The sequence below is a fragment of the Burkholderia metallica genome, assembly GCF_902832845.1.
GTDB classification, from domain to species: domain Bacteria; phylum Pseudomonadota; class Gammaproteobacteria; order Burkholderiales; family Burkholderiaceae; genus Burkholderia; species Burkholderia metallica.
The window spans coordinates 46,496-69,572 of sequence record NZ_CADFDB010000019.1 but is presented as its reverse complement, the minus strand read 5'-3'; the positions used below and the strand labels follow the sequence as shown (position 1 = coordinate 69,572).

Genomic DNA, 23,077 nt, shown 5'->3' with positions numbered 1-23,077 from the left:
CAGAGCGGTAGGACTGGTCCTAGTTTGCGACGCGGCCCGCGCGCTGCGTTTATAAAGCGCGACCGGCGCGTGTGTCAAACGATGCCGTGTTTAGGCGAAGCGCCGTGTGGTGTTTTCCTTGCAGAAGTGTCAGGCATCGTCATATTCGGACCAGTCCGAAGAAATAAGTTTTACCGCGTCTGGCTGTCTGATTATCGAACGCACTTGTAAAAAATATATTGGCTCACGTAGCTCGAATCTCGTCTCACACTTTCGTATAGAGGCAATCAACGTGAACAAAACATACCGAACCGTCTGGAATCCGACGACGGGCACATGGGTCGCAGCGGCCGAAACGGCGCGCGCGCGCAAGAAATCGAATTCGACGATGCGTTCGTCAGTAACGGCCGCGGTTGCGGTCATGGCGGGTTTCGGCGGCGGCGCGATTGCGATCGATGCGGAAGCGCAGACCGCGAACGGGAATGGTGCGCTGAATCTGTGCGGAGGAGTGAACGGGGCGGTCGGTCATACGTTCGGCTACTCCGGTCAAACGGTGAACGCGAACTGCGCGCCTATCGCTACTAATAATCCCACCTACCAAGGGCATGCGCCTTCCTTCGTGCTGGGAAACGGTGGTGATCTGAATGGTGCATCCGGGGCCGGTGCAACGGCCAACACAGCTTCGGTGGCAGGCAGCCGGGACGGTCATGTGATGATTTACGGTGCCAATGGTGTTCACATCACGGGCACGACGGATTTTGCCAATGGCGTCAGCATGACGAATAATCGCATCCAGAACCTGGCTGCCGGTACGTCGGGCACGGATGCGGTCAACGTCAATCAGCTGAACGCTGCCATCGCGGCGACGAATGACAAATATGTGGCCTTTAGCACTGGGACATATGCGGCCGACGCGGCCGCCACCGTGGGGGGTAACAGCGCGACGGCTATTGGTCCGAATGCAAGCGCCACGGGGATCTCGTCCGTCGCGCTCGGCGGTAATACGGTAGCAAGCGGCCAGAACGCAGTGGCGCTCGGTACGCTCGCGCGTACGACCGGATCAGAGGCGACGGCCGTTGGTGTGGGCGCTGCTGCCACCGGGACGGCGGCGACGGCGTTGGGTCGCGGCGCGGCGGCCACTGGCAACAACTCCACGGCGCTCGGAACATTCGCATCGGCGGTCGGTGTCGGAAACCTGGCGGTGGGAAGCGGAGCCGCCGTAGCCCAGACCGGCCGGTTTGTTCCGTCGAACATGATTGCGATCGGAACGGGTGCCCGGGCAATCGATGGCGATGTGACGGGTGCGAACGGGGCGATTGCGATCGGCACCAGCGCGACGGCTGGCGGTGTCGGCTCGATCGCGATTGGTACGAACGCGCGGCATTCGGGGTCCTCCGCAACGGTCCTCGGCGGCGAAGCCAGCGCGATGGGCGGCGGAGGTGGGGTCGCGGTGGGTTATGCCAGCATGGCCTCGGGAAGCTCGGGTGTTTCGTTGGGTACCAACGCGACGGCTAGTGCTGCATCGTCGGTTGCACTGGGCACGAACAGTGTGGCGAATCGTGCCAATGCCGTCTCCGTCGGGTCGGCGACGCAGCAGCGCCAGATCATGAACGTTGCCGCCGGAACGGTTGGTACGGATGCGGTCAACTTGAATCAGCTGAATGCCGCGATCGCGGCTGCCGACGACCCCTACGTGAATGTCAGATCGGGTACGTACGCCCCGGCGGTAGCGGCGCAGGCAGGCAATAGCGCGACTGCTATTGGTGCGAATGCGAGCGGCACCGGGACTTCGGCCGTTGCGCTCGGCGGCAGTTCGACGGCATCCGCGGATAATGCGGTGGCCCTCGGTACGCGCGCGGTAGCGACAGGCATAAACTCCATTGCAGCGGGTGTGAGTTCGCGCGCCAACGGGAACAATACGGTGGCACTCGGTTCCCTCGCTGTCGCTGGCACGACCAACGCCACTGCGGTCGGCAGTGGTGCCAACGCATCGGCTGTAAATACGATCGCGCTCGGTCAGAGCTCGTCTGCAAGCGGCCTGTCGGCAGTCGGCATCGGCTTTCGGGCCAATGCACAGGCAGACAATTCGGTCGCGCTCGGCGTGGATTCCGTCGCGAATCGCGTCAACACCGTTTCTGTCGGCTCGGCCAGCCAGCGGCGCCAGATCACGAACGTAGCCGCCGGTACGCAAGACTACGACGCGGTGAACGTTGCCCAACTGAACGCGGCCATCGCGAATGTCGACGGCAACAGCCCGTACTTCAAGGCGAACGGCGCAGGCGACGGCAGCGATGCTGCAAGCGCCACGGGCGTCGGCTCGGTTGCCATCGGCTCGAACGCGAAAACGCTCGTGGCCGGCGGCGTCGCGATCGGCGGCAGCGCCACGGCCAGCATGGCCGACAGCGTTGCAATCGGCAATGACGTGATTGCTGCGCAGGATGGCGTGGCAATCGGCCAGGGTGCACGTGCGCAAAATGCGAACGCAACGGCTATCGGTACGAAATCGGCGGCTGGCCTGAACGGCACATCGCTCGGCACTAACGCGCATGCCGTTACGGACGCAGTTGCGTTGGGCGTTAATGCAACTGCGGCCGGTGGCAATTCGGTCGCGTTGGGTAACGGATCGATCGCTGCGTCCAACACCGTATCGGTTGGCAGCGTCGGCAACGAACGCAAGATCACCAACGTCGCGGACGGTACGCTGTCGGACACGAGCACGGACACCGTGAACGGTTCGCAACTGTTCGCGACGAACACGCGCGTCGGTTCGCTGGAGGATTCACTGAAGGGTGGCGGTGTGATCGACCCAGATACGGGCGAATCGTTGGCGGTGGTGTACGACACTACGGCGAAGGACAAGGTGACGCTGGGCGGCGGCACGGACGGCACGACGCTTGCGAACGTGAAGGCCGGCGTTGCCGACATGGACGCAGTGAACGTGAGCCAGCTGAAGGGCTCGGGCCTGATCGGCGACGATGGCAAGGCGATTGCGGCGGTGACGTACGACCGTAATACGGACGGCACGACGAACTATGGTTCGGTGACGCTGGGCGACGGCACGAACCCGACGCAGCTGAAGCACGTGGCGGATGGCGTGGATCGTCAAGACGCGGTGAACCTGGGTCAGTTGCAGGATTCGGGCCTGGTCGCACCGGTCGATCCGAAGAACCCGGGTGCGGGCGTGACGTCGCTCGCGGTGACGTACGGCACGAACGCGGACGGTTCGGCGAACTTCGACGAAGTGAAGCTGAAGGGTACGAACGGCACGACGCTTGCAAACGTGAAGGCCGGTGTGGCCGACACGGACGCGGTGAACGTGAGCCAGTTGAAGGGCTCGGGCCTGATCGGCGACGACGGCAAGGCGATTGCCGCGGTCACGTACGACCGTAACACGGACGGCACGGCGAACTACAACGCAGTGACGCTGGGCGGCGGCAATTCGACCGGCCCGGTGAAGGTATCGAACGTTGCCGCGGGTGTCGCGGCGACCGATGCGGTCAACGTGCAGCAGTTGCAGCAGAGCGTGGCGAACGGTAACCCGTATATCGGCGGGCGCGGCACGGGTGTCGCCGCGCAGGCGACGGGCCTCAACGCCATCGCACTGGGCCTCGGCTCGGTCGCGGACGAGATCCGCACCGTTTCCGTCGGTAATAGCGCAACGGGCCTGCAACGTCGAATCACGAACGTGCAGAACGGCGAAGCCGACAGCGATGCGGCGACCCTCGGACAGGTCAACGACTTGCTGGGTGTCTCGTCGACGAACACGCAGGCGGCCATCGACAACGTCAACACGACGACCAAGCAAGCGATCCAGGACGTGAACAGCCGACTGGATGCGATCGGCACGCTCGCGGGCACGGATCCGTATGTTCAGGTCGACGGCCTTGGCGACGGCAGCGACAACGCATTTGTTCGTCCGGGCACGTTCGGCGTGGCGATTGGCGCGGAAGCCAGCGCGACCGGCGATACGTCGATCGCAATCGGCGCACAGTCGATCGCAACGGGTTCCGGTGCGGTCGCGCTCGGCGCGGGTGCATCGGCAGCGGCTACGGGCGCGGTCGCATTGGGACACGGCTCGGCGTCCGGTACGAACGCACTCGCGTTGGGCAACGGCACGGGCGCTACGGGCAACAACGCTATCGCCGCGGGCTTCAACGCACGAGCCGCGGGCGTCAACGCCATTGCACTCGGTAATACGGCGCGGGCCAATGCGTCCGATTCCCTGGCATTCGGCACGACCGCGCAGGTTGACCCGCTCGCCACGAACTCGATCGCCATCGGCCGTCAGGCCAACGTCACAAGCACGGCGTTGAACTCGGTCGCGCTGGGCTCCAACTCGGTGGCGGATCGACTGAACTCGATCTCGGTGGGCTCGACGGGGCAGCAGCGTCAGATCATTTATGTCGCGCGCGGTACGGAAAATACGGATGCGGTGAACGTGAGCCAGTTGAAGGACGCCGTGGCAGCCTTCGGCGGCAATGCAGCGGTCGGCGCGGACGGTTCCATCACGAATCCGACGTACACCATCGGCGGCACCACCTATCGCAATGTGGGCGATGCGCTGAATGCGCTGTCCAACCTGGGCGGTGGCACGAATCCGCTGGCGGTGACCTACGGCGTGAATGGCGACGGTACGCCGAACTTCGAAGTGGTCACGCTGAAGGGCACGGATGGCACGACGCTGTCGAACGTGAAGGCGGGTGTTGCCGACACGGACGCGGTGAACGTGAGCCAGCTGAAGGACTCGGGGCTGATCGGCGATGACGGCAAGGCGATTGCTGCGGTGACTTACGATCGTAACGCGGACGGCACGCCGAACCTCGGTTCGGTCACGCTGGGTGGCGGCACGGACGGCACGACGTTGTCGAACGTAAAGGCAGGCGTTGCGGACAAGGATGCGGTGAACGTGAGCCAGCTGAAGGGCTCGGGCCTGATCGGCGACGACGGCAAGTCGATCGCCGCAGTGACGTACGACCGTAATACGGACGGCACGCCGAACTACGGTTCGGTGACGCTGGGTAACGGCACGAACCCTACGCAACTGAAGCACGTGGCGGATGCAACCGACGACGGCGACGCACTGAACCTTGGCCAACTGAAGAGTTCGGGCCTGGTGGGCGACGACGGCAACGGCAACCTGACGTCGTTGGCGGTGACGTACGACAGCGCGACGAAGGACAAGGTCACGCTGGATGGCGGCACGGACGGCACGACGCTCGCAAACGTGAAGGCCGGTGTTGCGGACAAGGACGCGGTGAACGTGAGCCAGCTGAAGGGCTCGGGCCTGATCGGCGACGACGGCAAGTCGATCGCCGCGGTGACGTACGACCGTAATACGGACGGCACGCCGAATCTCGGTTCGGTCACGCTGGCTGGTGGCACGGACGGTACGACGCTTGCGAACGTGAAGGCCGGTGTTGCCGACAAGGACGCGGTGAACGTGAGCCAGCTGAAGGGCTCGGGCCTGATCGGTGACGACGGCAAGTCGATCGCCGCGGTGACGTACGACCGTAACACGGACGGTACGCCGAACCTCGGTTCGGTCACGCTGGGCGACGGCACGAATCCGACGCAACTGAAGCACGTGGCGGACGCAACCGACGACGGCGACGCACTGAACCTCGGCCAGCTGAAGAACTCGGGCCTGGTGGGTGACGACGGCAACGGCAATCTGACGTCGTTGGCAGTGACGTACGACAGCGCGACGAAGGACACGGTCACGCTGGGTGGCGGCACGGACGGCACGACGCTGTCGAACGTGAAGGCCGGTGTTGCCGACAAGGACGCAGTGAACGTGAGCCAGCTGAAGGGCTCGGGTCTGATCGGCGACGACGGCCACGCGATCGCCGCGGTGACGTACAACCGCAACACGGACGGCACGCCGAATTACAACGCGGTGACGCTGGGCGCCGGCAAGTCGACCGGTGCTGTGACGCTGTCGAACGTCGCGGAAGGTGTCGCGGGCACCGATGCGGTGAACGTGGACCAGCTGACGGCAGCCATCAAGGATCTGGATATCGGCGTGAACCCGCTGGCGGTGTCGTATGACACGGTCTCGAAGGACAAGATCACGCTGGCTGGCGGCACGGACGGCACGACGCTTGCGAACGTGAAGGCGGGTGTTGCCGACACGGATGCAGTGAACGTGAGCCAGCTGAAGGACTCGGGCCTGATCGGCGACGACGGCAAGGCGATTGCCGCGGTGACGTACGACCGTAACGCGGACGGCACGACGAACCTCGGTTCGGTCACGCTGGGCGGTGGCACGGACGGCACGACGCTGTCGAACGTGAAGGCCGGTGTCGACGACAAGGACGCGGTGAACGTGAGCCAGTTGAAGGGCTCGGGCCTGATCGGCGACGACGGCAAGGCGATCGCTGCGGTGACGTACGACCGTAACGCAGACGGCACGCCGAACCTCGGTTCGGTGACGCTGGCGGGCGGCACGGAAGGCACGATCCTGTCGAACGTGAAGGCGGGCATTGCGGACAAGGACGCGGTGAACGTGAGCCAGCTGAAGGGCTCGGGCCTGATCGGCGACGACGGCAAGGCGATTGCTGCGGTGACGTACGACCGTAACGCGGACGGTACGCCGAACCTCGGTTCGGTGACGTTGGGCGACGGCACGAATCCGACGCAGATCAAGCACGTGGCTGACGCTACGGACGACGGCGACGCGCTGAACCTCGGCCAGCTGAAGAGCTCGGGCCTGGTGGGCGACGACGGCAACGGCAATCTGACGTCGTTGGCGGTGACGTACGACAGCGCGACGAAGGACACGGTCACGCTGGGTGGCGGCACGGACGGCACGACGCTTGCGAACGTGAAGGCCGGCGTTGCCGACAAGGACGCGGTGAACGTGAGCCAGCTGAAGGGCTCGGGCCTGATCGGCGACGACGGCAAGGCGATTGCTGCGGTGACGTACGACCGTAACGCAGACGGCACGCCGAACTACGGTTCGGTGACGCTGGGCGACGGTACGAACCCGACGCAGCTGAAGCACGTAGCGAACGGTACGGATCGTCAAGACGCGGTGAACCTGGGTCAGCTGCAGGATTCGGGCCTCGTTGCGCCGGTCGATCCGACGAATCCGGGTGCGGGTCTGACGTCGCTGGCGGTGACGTACGGCACGAACACCGACGGTTCGGCGAACTTCGACGAAGTGAAGCTGAAGGGTACGAACGGCACGACGCTCGCCAACGTGAAGGCCGGTATTGCCGATACGGACGCAGTGAACGTGAGCCAGCTGAAGGGCTCGGGCCTGATCGGTGACGACGGCAAGTCGATCGCCGCAGTGACGTACGACCGTAACACGGACGGCACGCCGAACTATGGTTCGGTGACGCTGGGTAACGGTACGAATCCGACGCAACTGAAGCACGTGGCGGACGCAACCGACGACGGCGACGCATTGAACCTCGGCCAGCTGAAGAGCTCGGGTCTGGTGGGTGACGACGGCAACGGCAATCTGACGTCGTTGGCGGTGACGTACGACAGCGCGACGAAGGACACGGTCACGCTGGGTGGCGGCACGGACGGCACGACGCTGTCGAATGTGAAGGCAGGCGTTGCGGACAAGGACGCGGTGAACGTGAGCCAACTGAAGGGCTCGGGCCTGATCGGCGACGACGGCAAGTCGATTGCCGCGGTCACGTACGACCGTAACGCGGACGGCACGCCGAACTACGGTTCGGTCACGCTGGGCGACGGTGCGAACCCGACGCAGCTGAAGCACGTGGCGAACGGTACGGATCGTCAAGACGCGGTGAACCTGGGTCAGTTGCAGGATTCGGGCCTCGTTGCGCCGGTCGATCCGACGAACCCGGGTGCAGGCCTGGCATCGCTCGCGGTGACGTACAGCAAGAACGCGGACGATTCGGCGAACTTCGACGAAGTGAAGCTGAAGGGCACGGACGGCACGACGCTTGCGAACGTGAAGGCCGGCGTTGCGGACAAGGACGCGGTGAACGTGAGCCAGCTGAAGGGCTCGGGCCTGATCGGCGACGACGGGAAGGCGATCGCCGCGGTGACGTACGACCGTAATACGGACGGCACGCCGAACTACGGTTCGGTGACGCTGGGTAACGGCACGAACCCGACGCAACTGAAGCACGTGGCGGATGCAACCGACGACGGCGACGCACTGAACCTCGGCCAACTGAAGAGTTCGGGCCTGGTGGGCGACGACGGCAACGGCAACCTGACGTCGTTGGCAGTGACGTACGACAGCGCGACGAAGGACAAGGTCACGCTGGGTGGCGGCACGAACGGCACGACGCTCGCAAACGTGAAGGCGGGTGTTGCCGACACGGATGCAGTGAACGTGAGCCAGTTGAAGGGCTCGGGCCTGATCGGCGACGATGGCCAGGCGATCGCTGCGGTCACATACAACCGCAACGCGGACGGCACGCCGAACTACAACGCGGTGACGTTGGGCGGTGGCAAGTCGACCGGCCCGGTGACGCTGTCGAACGTGGCGGATGGCGTGGATCGTCATGACGCGGTGAACCTGGGTCAGTTGCAGGACTCGGGCCTCGTTGCGCCGGTCGATCCGACCAATCCGGGCGCAGGCCTGACGTCGCTGGCGGTGACGTACGGCAAGAACGCCGACGGCTCGGCGAACTTCGATGAGGTCAAGCTGAAGGGTACGAACGGCACGACGCTCGCAAACGTGAAGGCGGGTGTTGCCGACACGGATGCAGTGAACGTGAGCCAGCTGAAGGGCTCGGGCCTGATCGGCGACGACGGCAAGTCGATCGCCGCAGTGACGTACGACCGTAATACGGACGGCACGCCGAACTACAACACGGTGACGCTGGGCGGTGGCAAGTCGGCCGGCCCGGTGACGCTGTCGAACGTGGCGGATGGCGTGGATCGTCATGACGCGGTGAACGTCGGTCAGTTGAAGGATTCGGGCCTGGTTGCGCCGGTCGATCCGACCAATCCGGGTGCGGGCCTGATGTCGCTGGCGGTGACGTACGGCACGAACGACGATGGTTCGGCGAACCTCGACGAAGTGAAGCTGAAGGGCGCGAACGGCACGACGCTGACGAACGTGAAGGCCGGCGCGGTGAACACGGCCAGCACGGACGCGGTGAACGGCTCGCAGCTGTACGGCGTGTCGAAGAGCGTCGCGGATTCGCTGGGTGGCGGCTCGACCGTCGACGCCAGCGGCAACGTGACGGCGCCGACCTACTCGTTGACCGATCCGGCGGATGTCACGGCGAAGGCCGACTACCGCAACGTCGGCGACGCGCTGGACAACCTGGATGGCCGTGTTGCGACGAATACGAAGAACATCACGTTGATCAACAACCAGCTGGCCGATTCGGGGCTGGTGGATCCGGTGACGGGTCAATCGATCGCCGCGGTGACGTATGACCGTAACGCGGACGGCACGCCGAACTACAACGCGGTGACGCTGGGCGGCGGCAAGTCGGCCGGCCCGGTGCAGGTGAAGAACGTCGCGGCCGGTACGGACGACACCGACGCGGTGAACGTGGCCCAGCTGAAGAGCGCTGGCCTCGTCGCGCCGGTCGATCCGACGAACCCGGGTTCGGGCCTGACGTCGCTGGCGGTGACGTACAGCACGAACGACGACGAATCGGCGAACTTCGACGAAGTGAAGCTGAAGGGCACGAACGGCACGACGATCACGAACGTGGCGGCGGGTGCGGTGAACTCGACCAGCACGGACGCGATCAACGGCTCGCAGCTGCACGGCACCGCGCAGAGCGTGGCGGACACGATCGGTGGCGGCACGACGGTCGGCGCGGACGGCACGCTCGGGAACACGGCGATCGAAGTGAACGGCCAGAAGTACTCGACCGTGGCGGAAGCCGTGCAAGCGGCGGCGGCCTACGGCGCGACCGATTCGCTCGCGGTGCGTTACGACCTGAATAGGGACGGCACGCCGAACTTCGGTTCGGTGACCCTCGGCGGGTCGGGCGCGGCACCGGTGCGGCTGACGAACGTCGCGGACGGTACGAGCCAGTACGACGCCGTGAACTACGGGCAGTTGAGCGCGCTGAACGACAAGATCGGCAACCTCGACGACCGTGTCGGCGGCCTCGAACTGCGGCCGGGCACCCCGGGTGACGGTAACGGCGGCGGCACGGGCACCAACCCGTACTTCGGCGCGACCGACCTGACCGCGGGCGGCTCGTCGGCGGCGAACCCCGGCACCGGCACCGGCAACGTGGCGGCAGGTTCCGGCGCGTCGATCGGCACCGGCGTGAACAACGGCACGGTGATCGGCTCCGGTTCGACCGTCGGGTCGAGCGGCGGCACGGCGATCGGCGCGGGTTCGGCTGCGAAAGGCGAGAACGCGACGGCGATCGGCCAGGGCTCGAACGCAACCGGCAGCGGTTCGGTGGCGATCGGCTCGGGCTCCGTGGCGAACGAAGCGAACACGGTCTCGTTCGGCAACGGCACCGACACCGGTAACCGCCGGATCGTGAACATCGCCGACGGCGTGGGCGCGAACGACGCCGCGACGAAGGGGCAGCTCGATCGTGCGGTCGGCGGTCTGGGGAGCCAGATCAACGACGTGTCGAAGAACGCGTATTCGGGTATCGCGGCAGCCACTGCGCTGACGATGATTCCGGGCGTGGATCCGGGCAAGACGCTGTCGTTCGGTGTCGGCGGCGCGACCTACAAGGGCTATCAGGCGGTGGCGTTCGGCGGCGAAGCCCGCATCACGCAGAACCTGAAGATGAAGGCCGGCGTGGGTCTGTCGAGTGGCGGCAACACGGTGGGCATGGGCGCGTCGTACCAGTGGTAATGCGCGGGGCGGGGCCATGCGCCCCGCCCGTGCAACGCCGTTCCGATCTTTCTAACCCTCTCATACAAGCGCGTCCGCCTGAGGGCGGACGCTCATTCAAGACCATGACTTCAAAGCTTTTGCGCGTCGCGTCGATCGGCGCGTTCGCGATGGTGCTCGGTGCGTGTACGACGCATTCGGGGTTCACCTATGACATCCGCGCGGTGTCGATTCCGGGCAAGCCGGACAACGTGTTCCGCGTGAGCTGCGACGGGCTGCTCGGCAGCGCCAATGCGTGCGCGCGCGCGGCGGAAGAGTTCTGCCAGGGCAAGGGCTTCACGCCGCTCGAGATGATCGACCGCGTCTACAGCCGTGCGCCGATGAAGGATCCGCGCGAAATCACGTTCATGTGCGGCAAGCCGCAGCCGGTCGCGCAGCCCGCGCCGGCACCGCAGCCTGTGCCGGAACCGCAACCGGTTCAGCAACGCCAGGTGCTGCTGCAGGGCGACGCGAACTTTGCGACCGACAGCGCGGCGCTGACGTCGCAGGCCCGCAACGAGCTCGATCGCTTCATCACGACCAATCGCGGCGTGGAGTTCGCGCGCGTCGCGATCACCGGCTTCACCGATTCGACCGGCAGCGCCGCGCATAACCGCACGCTGTCGGAAGCGCGGGCGCGCACCGTGGTGAACTACCTGCGTTCGAACGGGCTGCAGGCCCGGTCGTTCTCCGCCGAAGGCCTGGGTTCGGCCGATCCCGTCGCGTCCAACGCGACGGCCGACGGCCGCGCGCAGAACCGCCGCGTCGAGATCCGCCTGGACACGCAATGAGGCATTGACGCAATGACGCATCGCGGCGCCGGTTCGCCGGCGCCGCCAGGGCCTTCTCCGGTCACGAGCCGGTGAAGGAACGGGGCGCAATCGACCGCCGCACCCCGTTGTCCCGGCAGGCATGCCAAGCCGCCCGCTCCGACCGAGCCGGCGGCTTTTTCCGTTCACGGCGCGCGTTGCGGCGGCCGCTCCCGTCCGATCTTGGCTGATCGCCCCGGATTCATGCGAAACTAGCGCCCAATTACGATCCAGAAAGAACGGCGCGCATGCGCCGTCGCCGGCAATCGGGTGGCCGTTCGGCCTCCCGCGACAGCGGTGAATACTCGGACGACTATGGGAAGCTATCAGATACGTGTGGTATTGGCCGACGACCATCCGGCAACGCTCGTCGGCGTCCAGCATGGACTGTCGTCGGTGCCGACGATCCGGCTCACCGGCACGGCCGGCAATTCGACCGAGCTGATCGCACTGCTCGATGCAGGGGCGTGCGACGTCCTGGTGTCCGACTACGCGATGCCCGGCAACGCGCACGGCGACGGCATCGCGCTGTTTTCCTACCTGCAACGCAATTACCCGGCCGTGAAGCTGGTCGTGCTGACCATGCTCGACAACGCGGCGGTGGTCGGCGCGCTGGTGCGGCTGGGCATCGCGTGCATCGTCAGCAAGTCGGATGCGATCGACCACCTGATTCCGGCCGTGCATGCGGCCGCAACGGGCGGCACCTACTATTCGCCGTCGGTCGAGAAGGTCGTGCGCACGCTTTCCGCGCATTCGAGCGCACGGATCGTCGATCAGGCGCAGAGCCTGAGCAGCCGCGAGATCGAGGTCGTGCGGCTGTATGCGTCCGGGATGACCGTCAACGAGATCGCGGAGAAGCTCAGCCGCAGCAAGAAGACGATCAGCACGCAGAAGGCGCGCGCGATGCAGAAGCTCGGCGTGGAAAAGGATATCGACCTGCTGCGCTACGCGATCGAGCACGGGATCGTCGCCGCGTCCGGCAGCGAGGGCAAGGCGGTGGAGCAGGAAGACGAAGAGAAAGGGCGCACCGATCCGGCCTGACCGGCGCGCCATGCGCGCCGGCAAGTTTCGGGTGCCGGGTCATTCGTGCAGGCGGGTACGGCCGACCATGCGCCGGCATGGTCACCGCGCCGTCAGCGCGGGTTTTTGTCGATCGCCGGCAGCGGCGTCGCGTAACCGTAGTCGGACACCAGCCCGCACGCGATCGCGTAGCGGACGAGATCGACGTCGCGCTCGATGCCCAGTTTCTGCATCGCCGAACTCTTCTGCGTGCTGATCGTCTTCTTGCTGCGGCTCAATTGCTCGGCGATGTCGTTGACCGACAGGCCCGACGCGAAGAGACGAATCACTTCCAGCTCGCGCGCGGACAGCGCCGGCGCCTTGCCGCCCGAATTGCCGGCGGCCCGCAGGATGCGGTCCATCGACGGCGACAGGTAGCGGCCGTTCGTGTAGGCCGCGTGGATCGCCATCGTCAGGTGGCTCGTCATGTCGGACTTGCTGACCACGCACGCGATGCCGAGGTCGAGCAACGCGCGCAGCGCCACCGCGTTCTCCATCATCGTCATCACGACGACGCGCAGATTCGGGTAACGCTTCAGGATCGCGGAGAACATCGCGAGTCCGTCGCCGTATTCGGTGCCCGGCATCGCGTAGTCGGACACGAGCACGTCGCACGGATGGTTCGCGAGGGTTTCCATCAGTTCGGTCGAGTTGTTGGCGCTCGCGACCACCGCGAGCGTATTCGTCGCGGACAGTTCGTAGCGCGCGCCGATGACCACCGCCGGATGGTCGTCGGCGATCACGATGCGGATGGGGAAGTTTCCTGGCATGTCGGTTGTACCTTCATGTTGCGCCGCGCGGCGGGGGCCGGGCGGCGGAGGTCGGCACGAATGCATGCGCGTCCGGCGTGCAACGCAGGCCGGACGCGATGTCGTCGCGCCGACGGCCGGTAGCGGCTCGTTCGGAACCGTCACTGGCCGTCGGCCGAAAAAGCGGGGGATCGCTCCCCCGCTTCGGGTCGATGGATGCTCCGCACGACGCGGAGCCGTCCGGTCAGAACTCGTAGCCGACCTGCGCACGCACACCTGCATCGCCCGTCGACGTGACGGACACGGCGCCGTTCATCAGCCACTTGCCGTCGCGCGTCCGGTAGGTCGCGCCGGCCGCGATCGCCGAGCCGCTCTTGTAGTTCGCGGCGCCGGCCGCGACGACGGTCTTGCCCGGCTGCGACGGCGTCAGGTTCGGCATTGCCATGGCTGCCGCGACACCGGCGTATGCGTTCTTCGCGACGTCGTTGATCTGCCCTTGCATGCCGTTGATCGCACGATCGAGCTGGCCCTTCGTCGCCGCGTCGCTGGCGTTGACGCCGTCCGCGATGTTCACGAGCCGGCGATTGCCTTCGGCGGTGCCGTCACCGAACGACACGGTGTTCGCCTCGGTCGCCACCGAGCCCGCGCCGATCGCCACCGAACCGCTACCGGTCGCTTTCGAACCCTGGCCGATGGCCGTGCTGCTGTCGCCCGAGGCCACCGCGCCCTGGCCGATCGCCGAGCTGTTGCTGCCCGATGCGTTCGAACCCTGGCCGACCGCCGTGCTGCCGCTGCCCGAGGCGGCCGAACCCTGGCCGATGGCCGAGCTGTTCTCGCCCGAGGCTGCCGAGCCGTCGCCGACCACGAGCGAGCCTTCGCCGCCCGTGCCGGGGCCGACGTTGCCGCCGCCACCACCGCCGCCGCCACCCGAACCGCCGCCGGCTTCGAGGTCGCCGACGCGGCCGTCGAGTCGTGCGTACTCCTGCGCGAACCGCTCCTGGAGGTCGTACAACTGGCTGCCGTTCACGGCTTCCATGCTGCCCGCCGCGATCAGGCCCGGTGCGACGTTGAGCAGCCTGGTTCCCGCCGACCCCCCGAAGGTCACGCTGGCAAGCGAGATGTCGTCATACGTCACGGCTGCGATTTCCCTGCCCGTGTAGTCGATGAGGCCCGTTGCCTTCAACTGCGCGATCGTCACCGCATCGTCGTCGTTCACGCCGTTCGCGACGCCCGACAGCTTGCGTGCGCCAGCCGTACCGACGAAGCTCACCGCGGTGCCGTCGGTGTTCGCGCCGACCGTCAGGTTGGCGCCCGGGCCGGCTTGCTGGACAAGGCCGAGCGTGCCGCTGCCGATCTGGTCTGCCAGCGACGCAACTGCACCTTCGTTCGTCGTCACGCGACCGTCGAGGTTGGTCACCACGTCGCCGACCGAGTGGACCGTGGTCGAACCGCCGCTGCCGTCGCCGACCGTGAAGCTCGGCGCCGAGATCGAACCGTCGGCGTTGACGACGGAACCGCCACCGATCGCCGATGCGACGCTATCCGCGACGCCGTGCAGTTGCGAACCGTTCACCGCGTCGGTGCTCGATGCGGAAACCGCGCCTGCGTCGACGCCGGTCAGCTTGCGTGCGCCTGCCGTGCCGGCGAAGTTCACCGCTGCGCCGTCGGTGTTCGCGCCGACGGTGATGTCCGCGCCTGCACCGGCTTGCTGGACGAGGCCGACCGTGCCGCTGCCGATCTGGTCGGCCAGCGACGCGATGTCGCCTTCGTTCGTCGTTACACGACCGTCGAGGTTCGTGACCGCATCGCCGACCGAGCGGACCGTAGTCGAGCCGCCGTGGCCGTCGCCGACCGTGAAGCTCGGCGCCGAGATCGAACCGTCGGCGTTCACGACGGAACCGCCGCCGATGGCCGATGCGACGCTATCCGCGACGCCGTGCAGTTGCGAGCCGTTCACTGCGTCGGTGCTCGATGCCGAGACCACGCCTGCATCGATGCCAGTCAGCTTGCGAGCGCCTGCCGTGCCGGTGAAGTTCACCGCTGCGCCGTCGGTGTTCGCGCCGACGGTGATGTCCGCGCCCGCACCAGCTTGCTGGACGAGGCCGACCGTGCCGCCGCCGATCTGGTCGGCCAGCGATGCGATTGCGCCTTCGTTCGTCGTGACGCGACCGTCGAGGTTGGCGACCGCGCCGCCGACCGAGCGGACCGTGGTCGAGCCGCCGCTACCGTCGCCGACCGTGAAGCTCGGTGCCGAGATCGAACCGTCAGTGTTCACGACGGAACCCCCACCGATCGCCGATGCGACGCTGTCGGCCACGCCGTGCAACTGCGAGCCGTTCACTGCGTCGGTGCTCGACGCCGAGATCGTGCCTGCGTCGACCCCAGTCAGCTTGCGTGCGCCGGCCGTGCCGGTGAAGTCGACGGCTGCGCCGTCGGTGTTCGCGCCGACGGTGATGTCCGCGCCTGCGCTGGCTTGCTGGACGAGGCCGACCGTGCCGCTGCCGATCTGATCGGCCAGCGATGCGATGTCGCCTTCGTTCGTCGTGACGCGACCGTCAAGGTTGGCGACCGCGCCGCCGACCGAGCGGACCGTGGTCGAACCGCCGGTGCCGTCGCCGAGAGTGAAGCTCGGCGCCGAGATCGAACCGTCAGTGTTCACGACGGAGCCGCCGCCGATGGCCGATGCGACGCTATCCGCAACGCCGTGCAGTTGCGAGCCGTTCACCGCATCCTTGCTCGACACCGAGACCGCGCCGGCGTCGACGCCGGTCAGCTTGCGAGCGCCGGCCGTGCCGGTGAAGTCGACCGCTGCGCCATCGGTGTTCGCGCCGACGGTGATATCTGCGCCCGCGCTGGCTTGCTGGACGAGCCCGACCGTGCCGCTGCCGATCTGATCGGCCAGCGACGCAATGTCGCCTTCGTTCGTCGTGACGCGACCGTCAAGGTTGGCGACCGCGCCGCCGACCGAGCGGACCGTGGTCGAACCGCCGGTGCCGTCGCCGAGAGTGAAGCTCGGCGCCGAGATCGAACCGTCAGTGTTCACGACGGAGCCGCCGCCGATGGCCGATGCGACGCTATCCGCAACGCCGTGCAGTTGCGAGCCGTTCACCGCATCCTTGCTCGACACCGAGACCGCGCCGGCGTCGACGCCGGTCAGCTTGCGAGCGCCGGCCGTGCCGGTGAAGTCGACCGCTGCGCCGTCGGTGTGCGCGCCGACCGTCAGGTCATCGCCGGCAGCTGCTTGCTGGACGAGGCCGACCGTGCCGTTCGACAGGCCGTCGAGCTTGGTGTTGATCGTCGTGATGTCGCCCGTGTTGCGCGCGATATTGCCGTTGGCGGTCGTGAGTGCGCCGTCGAGCGCACCGAGTGCGCCGCCGACCGTCGTTTGTGCACCGCCGTTGGTAAGCGTGTACGTCGGGCCCGTGACGGTGCCCGTGCTCGAATCGATCGTTGCGCCGCCGCCGAGCGCAGCGACGACGGGCGAAAGCTGCGACACGTTTACGGCGTCGGTGCCCTGCGTACCGGCAGCCATGTTGGTGATCTGGCGTTGCAGTGTCGAAGAACCGACCGACACACTGTTGTCACGATCGGCATTCGAACTGGTGCCGATGGCAACTGATTCCGATCCCGACGCGATCGCGCCCACGCCAAGTGCCGACGCGTGATAGCCGGTAGCCGACGCGTATGCGCCGATGGTGGTGCTCGCAGCGCCCGACGCCGTTGCACCCATGCCGAATACGGAGCTATTCGCGCCGCTCGCGATCGAGTTGTTGCCGACGGCAGTTGCACGGTCACCGGTCCCTCGCGCGTTTGCACCGACTGCGAGTGCGCTGGTGCTGACCTGTGCGGGCGTGGCGCCCGATGTCGTGTCGACCTTCACGTAATCGTCGGTGACGACCGTGGCCAGCTTGCTGTTGATCGTCGTGATGTCGCCCGTGTTGCGCGCGATGTTGCCGTTGGCGGTCGCGAGCGCGCTGTCGAGTGCGCCGAGTGCGCCACCGACCGTCGTTTGCGTGCCACCATTGGTGAGCGTGTACGTCGGGCCGGTCACGGCACCTGTTGTCGGGTTGATGGCGGCGCCGCCGCCGAGTGCGGTTACGGCAGGCTGGAGCTGGCTCACGTTCACCGCGTCCGTCGCTTGCGTACCAGCGGCCACGTTGACGACCTGACGTTGCTGCGTAGCCGACCCAACTGACACGGTGTTGTTGCGGTTCGCGACGGAATCCACGCCGAGCGCGACCGAGTTGTCAGCCTGCGCATTGGCCCGGAAGCCGATGCCGACCGCCGACAGGCCGCTTGCGGACGAGCTCTGGCCGAGCACGGTCGCGTTGGTGCCCGTTGCCTGGGCATTGCTGCCGATCGCAGTGGCGTTGACGACGCTCCCGGCGGCGCCATTGCCGAGTGCGACGGCGTTGTTGTTCGCGGTCACGGCCTGATTGCCGATTGCAATCGAGCCCAAGCCGGTAGCTGTGGCGTTAGGGCCCATCGCGACTGAAGCACTACCCGCGGCCGAACTGCTTGCGCCCATCGCAACGCCTGCGCCGCCACCCATCGCGCTCGCATTCGCGCCGACGACCGTCGCGCCGGAGCCCGAGTGGCGCGTGCTTGTCCCGATCATGATCGAGCCCGACCCGGCAGCCGCTGCGCCATTACCGATCGCGATCGACCCCGTGGCGCCGTTCACGCCGCCGTCGGTTACCCGGGCACCCATGCCGATTGCAACGGCATTCGTCGGCGTATAGGTCATCCTCGATACCGTTGCTCCGTCACCCACGGCCAGGTTGCTGTCGCCGATCACGCTCGAAGATGCGCCGAGCGCCATCGAGTGAAGCCCGTCTGCTGACGTGCCCGAGCCGATCGCAACCGAACTGGAACCGCTGGATGTTACGGCCTGCCCGATTGCAACGGCGTTGGCACCCGTCGCAGCCGCCAGGTTGGCGCTCGTGCTGTTGACCTTGAAGTAGTTGTCGGTGAGCGTTGCCGTCGTCCCGATTGCGTCCGTGCCGATCGTGCGCGATGCCGTCACCTTGCATACCCCGGCCGCATCGAGCGACCCGCTCACGCCGTCCTCGGTCGTGCACGCGTCAGCCGCGAATGCGCCGCCGATCGATGCGCCGCCCAGCGCGAGCACTGCCACGGCCTGGCGCGCCGCGCGCGCCGACCCCTTCGAGCGCGAGCGCGCCGTTTCGGCCACGGCCGTCCATGTGCCGGTAGCCGTGTTCCAGATGTTGCGATATGTCTTGTTCATTGACCTACTCCTTTCAGTTCGTCAGGTTGGTAAGCCAATGGTAGGGATCGGTCTCGTCCGAATCTGTCGTCCAAAACCTATTCGGGAAGGGATGTTTGTAAGACGAGTCCTACACGCGCACACGCGCGAACGGGCCGCCGCGACGGGCGGCCATGGAGAGAGCAGGGAGGGAAGTAAAGACAGCCGCCGGACGGCGGCTGTTTCAGGCTTGTGGGGCTTGCGCCGCGCGCCGCCGGAGCGTGTCGCGCGCGAGGCGCTCGGTGCGGTCGACCATCGGCCCGAGCGCGGCCGAATCGCCGGCCTGCACGGCGTCCTGCATGTCGCGCACCGCATCGGCCACCGCGTGCTCGTGGATCGTCGCGAACGCGCCGCGCAGCGAATGCAGCTCCGCCCGCAGCGCGGGCGCGTCGCCACGCGCGAGCGCATCGCGAATCGCCGCGAGCGAACGATCGAGCGTGTCGCCGAACAACCGGTGCACGTCCGGCGGCAACGGACCTTCGGCCAGATCGACGAGCGTGCTTCGCGCGGGCCGGCTGGCCGCCGCCACCTTCGCGAAGCGGCGCACGGTGCGGTCGATCGTGTCGAGCAGCACCGGCTTCACGAGCACCGCGACAATGCCGGCTTCCGCGCAGCGCGCGTGCTCGGCCGCGCTCGCATGCGCGGTGATCGCGATCACCGGCAAGTCGGGGTAGCGCGCGCGCAGCACGCGCGCGAGCGTGTAGCCGTCCATGCCGGGCATGTTCAGGTCGGTCATCACGAGGTCGTAGCGCGTGTCGGCGCAGCGGCGCAGCGCCGACGCGCCGTCGTCGGCCGCATCGGCCGCGTAGCCGAGCGTGACGAGCTGGCTCTGCTGCAGCGTGCGGTTCACCGGATGATCGTCGACGACGAGCACGCGCGCGGCCAGCGCCGGCCGCGCCGCGACGGTGCTGGCGTCCGCGTCGGCGGTGTCGGCGCGGTGCCGCGCGATTTCCGCGTCGGTCGCCGCGCGCAGCGGCAGCGTGACGACGAACGTGCTGCCTTCGCCGGGCGCGCTCTTCACGTCGATCGCGCCGTCCATCATCTGCGTGAGGTGCTTGGTCAGCGCGAGCCCGAGGCCCGTGCCGCCGTAGCGGCGCGTGATCGACGTATCGGCCTGCGTGAACGGCCGGAACAGCGCCGCGCGCTGCGCGTCGGTCATGCCGATGCCCGTGTCGCTCACGCCGATCACGACGGGCGACGCCGGGTCCGCGTCGTCGCGCAGATAGACTTCGAGCGTCACGTCGCCACGGTCGGTGAACTTGATCGCGTTGCCGACGAGGTTCGCGGCGATCTGCCGGATCCGCACCGGATCGCCGACGTAGCGCGACGCGAGCGCATCGTCGACGATGACGTCGTACTGCAGCCCCTTCGCCGTCGCAAGCGGTTCGAACATCGCGCCGGTCTGCTCGATCGCTTCCGCGAGATCGAACGGGATCGCCTCGATCGTCATCTGGCCGGCCTCGATCTTCGACAGGTCGAGAATGTCGCTGATCAGGTTCAGCAGCACCGACGACGCACCCTCGACCGTCTGCAGCCGCTCGCGCTGCGTGTCGGCGAGCGGCTCGCGGCCGATCAGCTCGAGGTTGCCGAGGATCGCGTTGAGCGGCGTGCGGATTTCATGGCTCATCGTCGCGAGGAACGCCGATTTCGCGTCGTTCGCGGCGTCGGCCGCGCGCAGCGCCTCGTCGAGCTTGCGCTCGATGTTCTTCTGCGACGTGATGTCGGAGAAGTTGCACAGCACGACGTCCGCGTCGCGGTAGCGGGTGCGCACGAGATTGACGAGCAGGTCGACGGTTTCGTCGGCGCCGGTCGGCAGCGTGACGTGCAGGTCGGACTGCCACGCGCTCGCGCCGGGCGACGCGTCGAAGCGCGCCAGCAGCCGCGCCGCGAGCGACGGCGCGGTGGCGATGCGTGCGTCGTACGCGCGCATCGTGTCGTTCTGCAGCAGCACCGCGCCGTCGGCGAGCGACAGCAGCGCGATGCCGGACGGCGCGGCTTCGACGATCGTCCGGTTCAGGTTCTCGCTTTCGACCACGCGGCGCGTGCGTGCATCGTCGGGTATCAGCACGCGGCGGTCGAACAGCACCAGCAGCGCCCACACGAGCACGAGCGCGGCCACCATCACCGCGACGTACCAGCCGGCCTGCAGGCCGACCGCGGCGACGAGCGAGCGCAGCGTGAACGCCTGCACGATCGTCCAGTCGGTATCGGGGATCGGCTGGCTCAGCGCGAACAGGCCCTCGGCGTAGGTGGAGCGCGGGCCGCTGCCGGCCGCCGCGCGGGGGCCGGCGGCGACGCGCTTCAGCGTGGCGAGCGTGGCCGCGTCGCTCACGGCCGCACCGGTGCGCAGCAGCGTGTTGCCCTGCGCGTCGGCGATGATCGCGCCGTTGGTCGCGTACTCGGTGGTCAGGCGCGTGCGCAGCACGTCGACGGGCAGCGTCGACACGAGCACCTCGAACGGCTGGCCGCCCGCATAGGCGGCGCCGACGAGCCGGAACACGTCGCGCCGCTGCACCGGATCGTAAGCGGGTGCGAGCCACACGTACTGGCCGGCGGCGGGCGGTTCGAGGCCGGCCGCGACCTGCGCGAGCAACGCCGACGCGCCGGCCACTCCCGCCGCCGGCGAACCCGCGGCGGGGGCCGGGATCACCAGCGCGAAGCGGCGATCGGGGCGGTACACGTAACCCGCGGCGGCGCGGTCGGCGTCGTGGTTCGCGAGATACGCGCCGACGCGATAGGTGAGGTCGCTCGCCATCGCGAGATCGCGCTCGTACGACGCTGCCGGCGTGGCCGGCGACAGGTCGGCGAGCACCAGCATCGACGGGATGCGGTCGCTGCCTTTCAGTTCGAGCCGGCCGTGCCCGGCATCGAGTTCGGCGACGAGCGCCGGGTCGGTCGCGCGCGTGTCGCGGAACGCCTCGTCGTGCGTGACGATCGCGGTCATGCCGGTCATGCGCAGCTTGAATTCGAACTGGACGAGGAAGTGGCGCACGGCGAACGCGGTGTAGCGTTCGTGGATGGTTTCCTTCGCAACGGCATACAGCATTAGGCCGCTGGCGAGCAGGATCGCGATCGTGACGGCGATGCCGCCGCCGTACAGCAGCGCGCGCTGCCGGCGGCCGACCGGCGGGCGGGAAGAGGGCGCGGCGCGGGCGGCCGGCTGCGGGCGATCGGGTGCGGCGCGGTGGTCCATCGGGAGCGGGGAGTCGGCCAGGGTTCCGCCATGATAATGGAGTCGGACCAGTTTCCATGCTGCACGGCGGCAGCGCGGGCCTGCGCGTGCGCGGCCGGGCGTTCAGCGCAGGCCGTCGATGCCGTGCAGTGTGCCGGTCCCGTCGGCCTCGTCGGCCATGTCGGCTTCGTCGTTCCCTCCGGTGTCGCCCGGTTCGCACATCACGAGCCGGTAGCCGACGCCGTACATCGTCATCAGCCGCACGCCGTGCCGGCCGTCGAGTTCGAGCCGGTCGCGCAGCGTGGCGACGTGCGTGTCGACGCGGCGGCTCGCCGTCGCGACGAGCGAGCCCCACACGAGCTGGCTCAGGTGCGCGCGGCCGAGCGCGCGGCCCATGTTCAGGAAGAACGCGGTCGCGATCTGGAAGTGCTTCTCGGTCAGCACGTGCTCTCGGCCGGCGACGCGGATCGTGCGTTCGGCCGCATCGAACTCGAAGCGGCCGACGCGCCAGTGCCGGTGATGCGTGGCCCGGTGGTGCGCCCACCGCAGCCACGTCGACACGCTCGTGACGAGCAGCTCGGGTGACGATGCGTAGGGCAGGTGCTCGTTGGCGCCCGCCGCGAAGCACACGGCGCGCGCCGCTTCGTCGTCGCGCTGGCTGATCGACAGAATCGGCGCGGTATCGGAAAAGCGTGCGCGCAGCGTGCGGATCGCTTCGAGCGTGCGGAAGCACGCCGATTCGCACTGCACGACGAACAGGTCGAACGGCCGCGCGTCGCACGCGGACAGCAGATCGGGCAGATATTCGAAGCGGGTGGGACGGTAGCCGGATTTCCGGAGGATGTCGTCGATGCGCAGACGGTCGTAGCCGTAGCCGGCGCGGCGCAGGCGATCGTCGAACGCGTGGCGGCTCGGATGGTCGATCGTCAGAATTGCGATGGCGAGCGGAGATGCGTCGGTCACGATGCAACGCCTTCGAAAAAAAGATCCCGCCGGGATGGGCGGGACAAATATCGACTATGGAAACCCAACCGCGCGCATCCTGGCAGCGAGCGGCAGGTGAAGCCATTGTCGCGACTTCGATATCGCAAGAACATCGGTCCAGTCCGAAATTGGGCGGTTTTTCGGCATGTTTTTCCGGAAAGCGCGGGCGGGGCCGCGATTTAGGACGGGGCTGACAGTCGTCGGCTGTGTTATCGGACCAAGGGCAGCGTCGTCGTGCCGACAATGTGACGGAACCCG

7 protein-coding genes are annotated in these 23,077 nt (G+C 67.3%); 3 read left to right on the top strand and 4 right to left on the bottom strand.

Annotation, left to right across the window (positions count from 1 at the left end):
• Positions 1–106: 106 nt before the first annotated feature.
• The 3 genes from HWX08_RS33105 (at position 107) to HWX08_RS33090 (ending at position 12,630) form a co-directional block, all read left to right on the top strand.
• Positions 107–10,762, top strand: a complete 10,656-nt coding sequence (locus HWX08_RS33105; protein ID WP_244122738.1) for a YadA-like family protein — start codon at positions 107–109, stop codon at positions 10,760–10,762.
• Between the two features lie 104 nt (positions 10,763–10,866).
• The gene (locus HWX08_RS33095; RefSeq protein ID WP_174922139.1) at positions 10,867–11,571 is read left to right on the top strand and encodes an OmpA family protein; all 705 of its coding nucleotides are present in this window, start codon (positions 10,867–10,869) and stop codon (positions 11,569–11,571) included.
• Between the two features lie 333 nt (positions 11,572–11,904).
• Positions 11,905–12,630 (top strand): LuxR C-terminal-related transcriptional regulator, encoded by a 726-nt coding sequence (locus tag HWX08_RS33090; protein WP_174922138.1) that lies wholly within the window; start codon positions 11,905–11,907, stop codon positions 12,628–12,630.
• 92 nt (positions 12,631–12,722) lie between these two features.
• On the opposite strand, the gene HWX08_RS33085 is transcribed toward HWX08_RS33090, so the two are convergent.
• The 4 genes from HWX08_RS33085 to HWX08_RS33070 all read right to left on the bottom strand — a co-directional run bounded on the left by HWX08_RS33085 (position 12,723) and on the right by HWX08_RS33070 (position 22,798).
• Complete coding sequence (locus HWX08_RS33085; RefSeq protein WP_174922137.1) at positions 12,723–13,418, bottom strand: response regulator; 696 nt, start codon at positions 13,416–13,418, stop codon at positions 12,723–12,725.
• A 223-nt stretch (positions 13,419–13,641) separates the two neighbouring features.
• On the bottom strand, positions 13,642–18,645 hold the full coding sequence (locus HWX08_RS33080; RefSeq protein ID WP_174922136.1) for an ESPR-type extended signal peptide-containing protein: 5,004 nt from the start codon (positions 18,643–18,645) through the stop codon (positions 13,642–13,644).
• 202 nt (positions 18,646–18,847) lie between these two features.
• Complete coding sequence (locus tag HWX08_RS33075; RefSeq protein WP_174922135.1) at positions 18,848–21,856, bottom strand: hybrid sensor histidine kinase/response regulator; 3,009 nt, start codon at positions 21,854–21,856, stop codon at positions 18,848–18,850.
• A gap of 102 nt (positions 21,857–21,958) precedes the next feature.
• Positions 21,959–22,798, bottom strand: coding sequence for a response regulator transcription factor (locus HWX08_RS33070; RefSeq protein WP_174922134.1), 840 nt, complete (start codon positions 22,796–22,798; stop codon positions 21,959–21,961).
• Positions 22,799–23,077 lie beyond the last annotated feature (279 nt).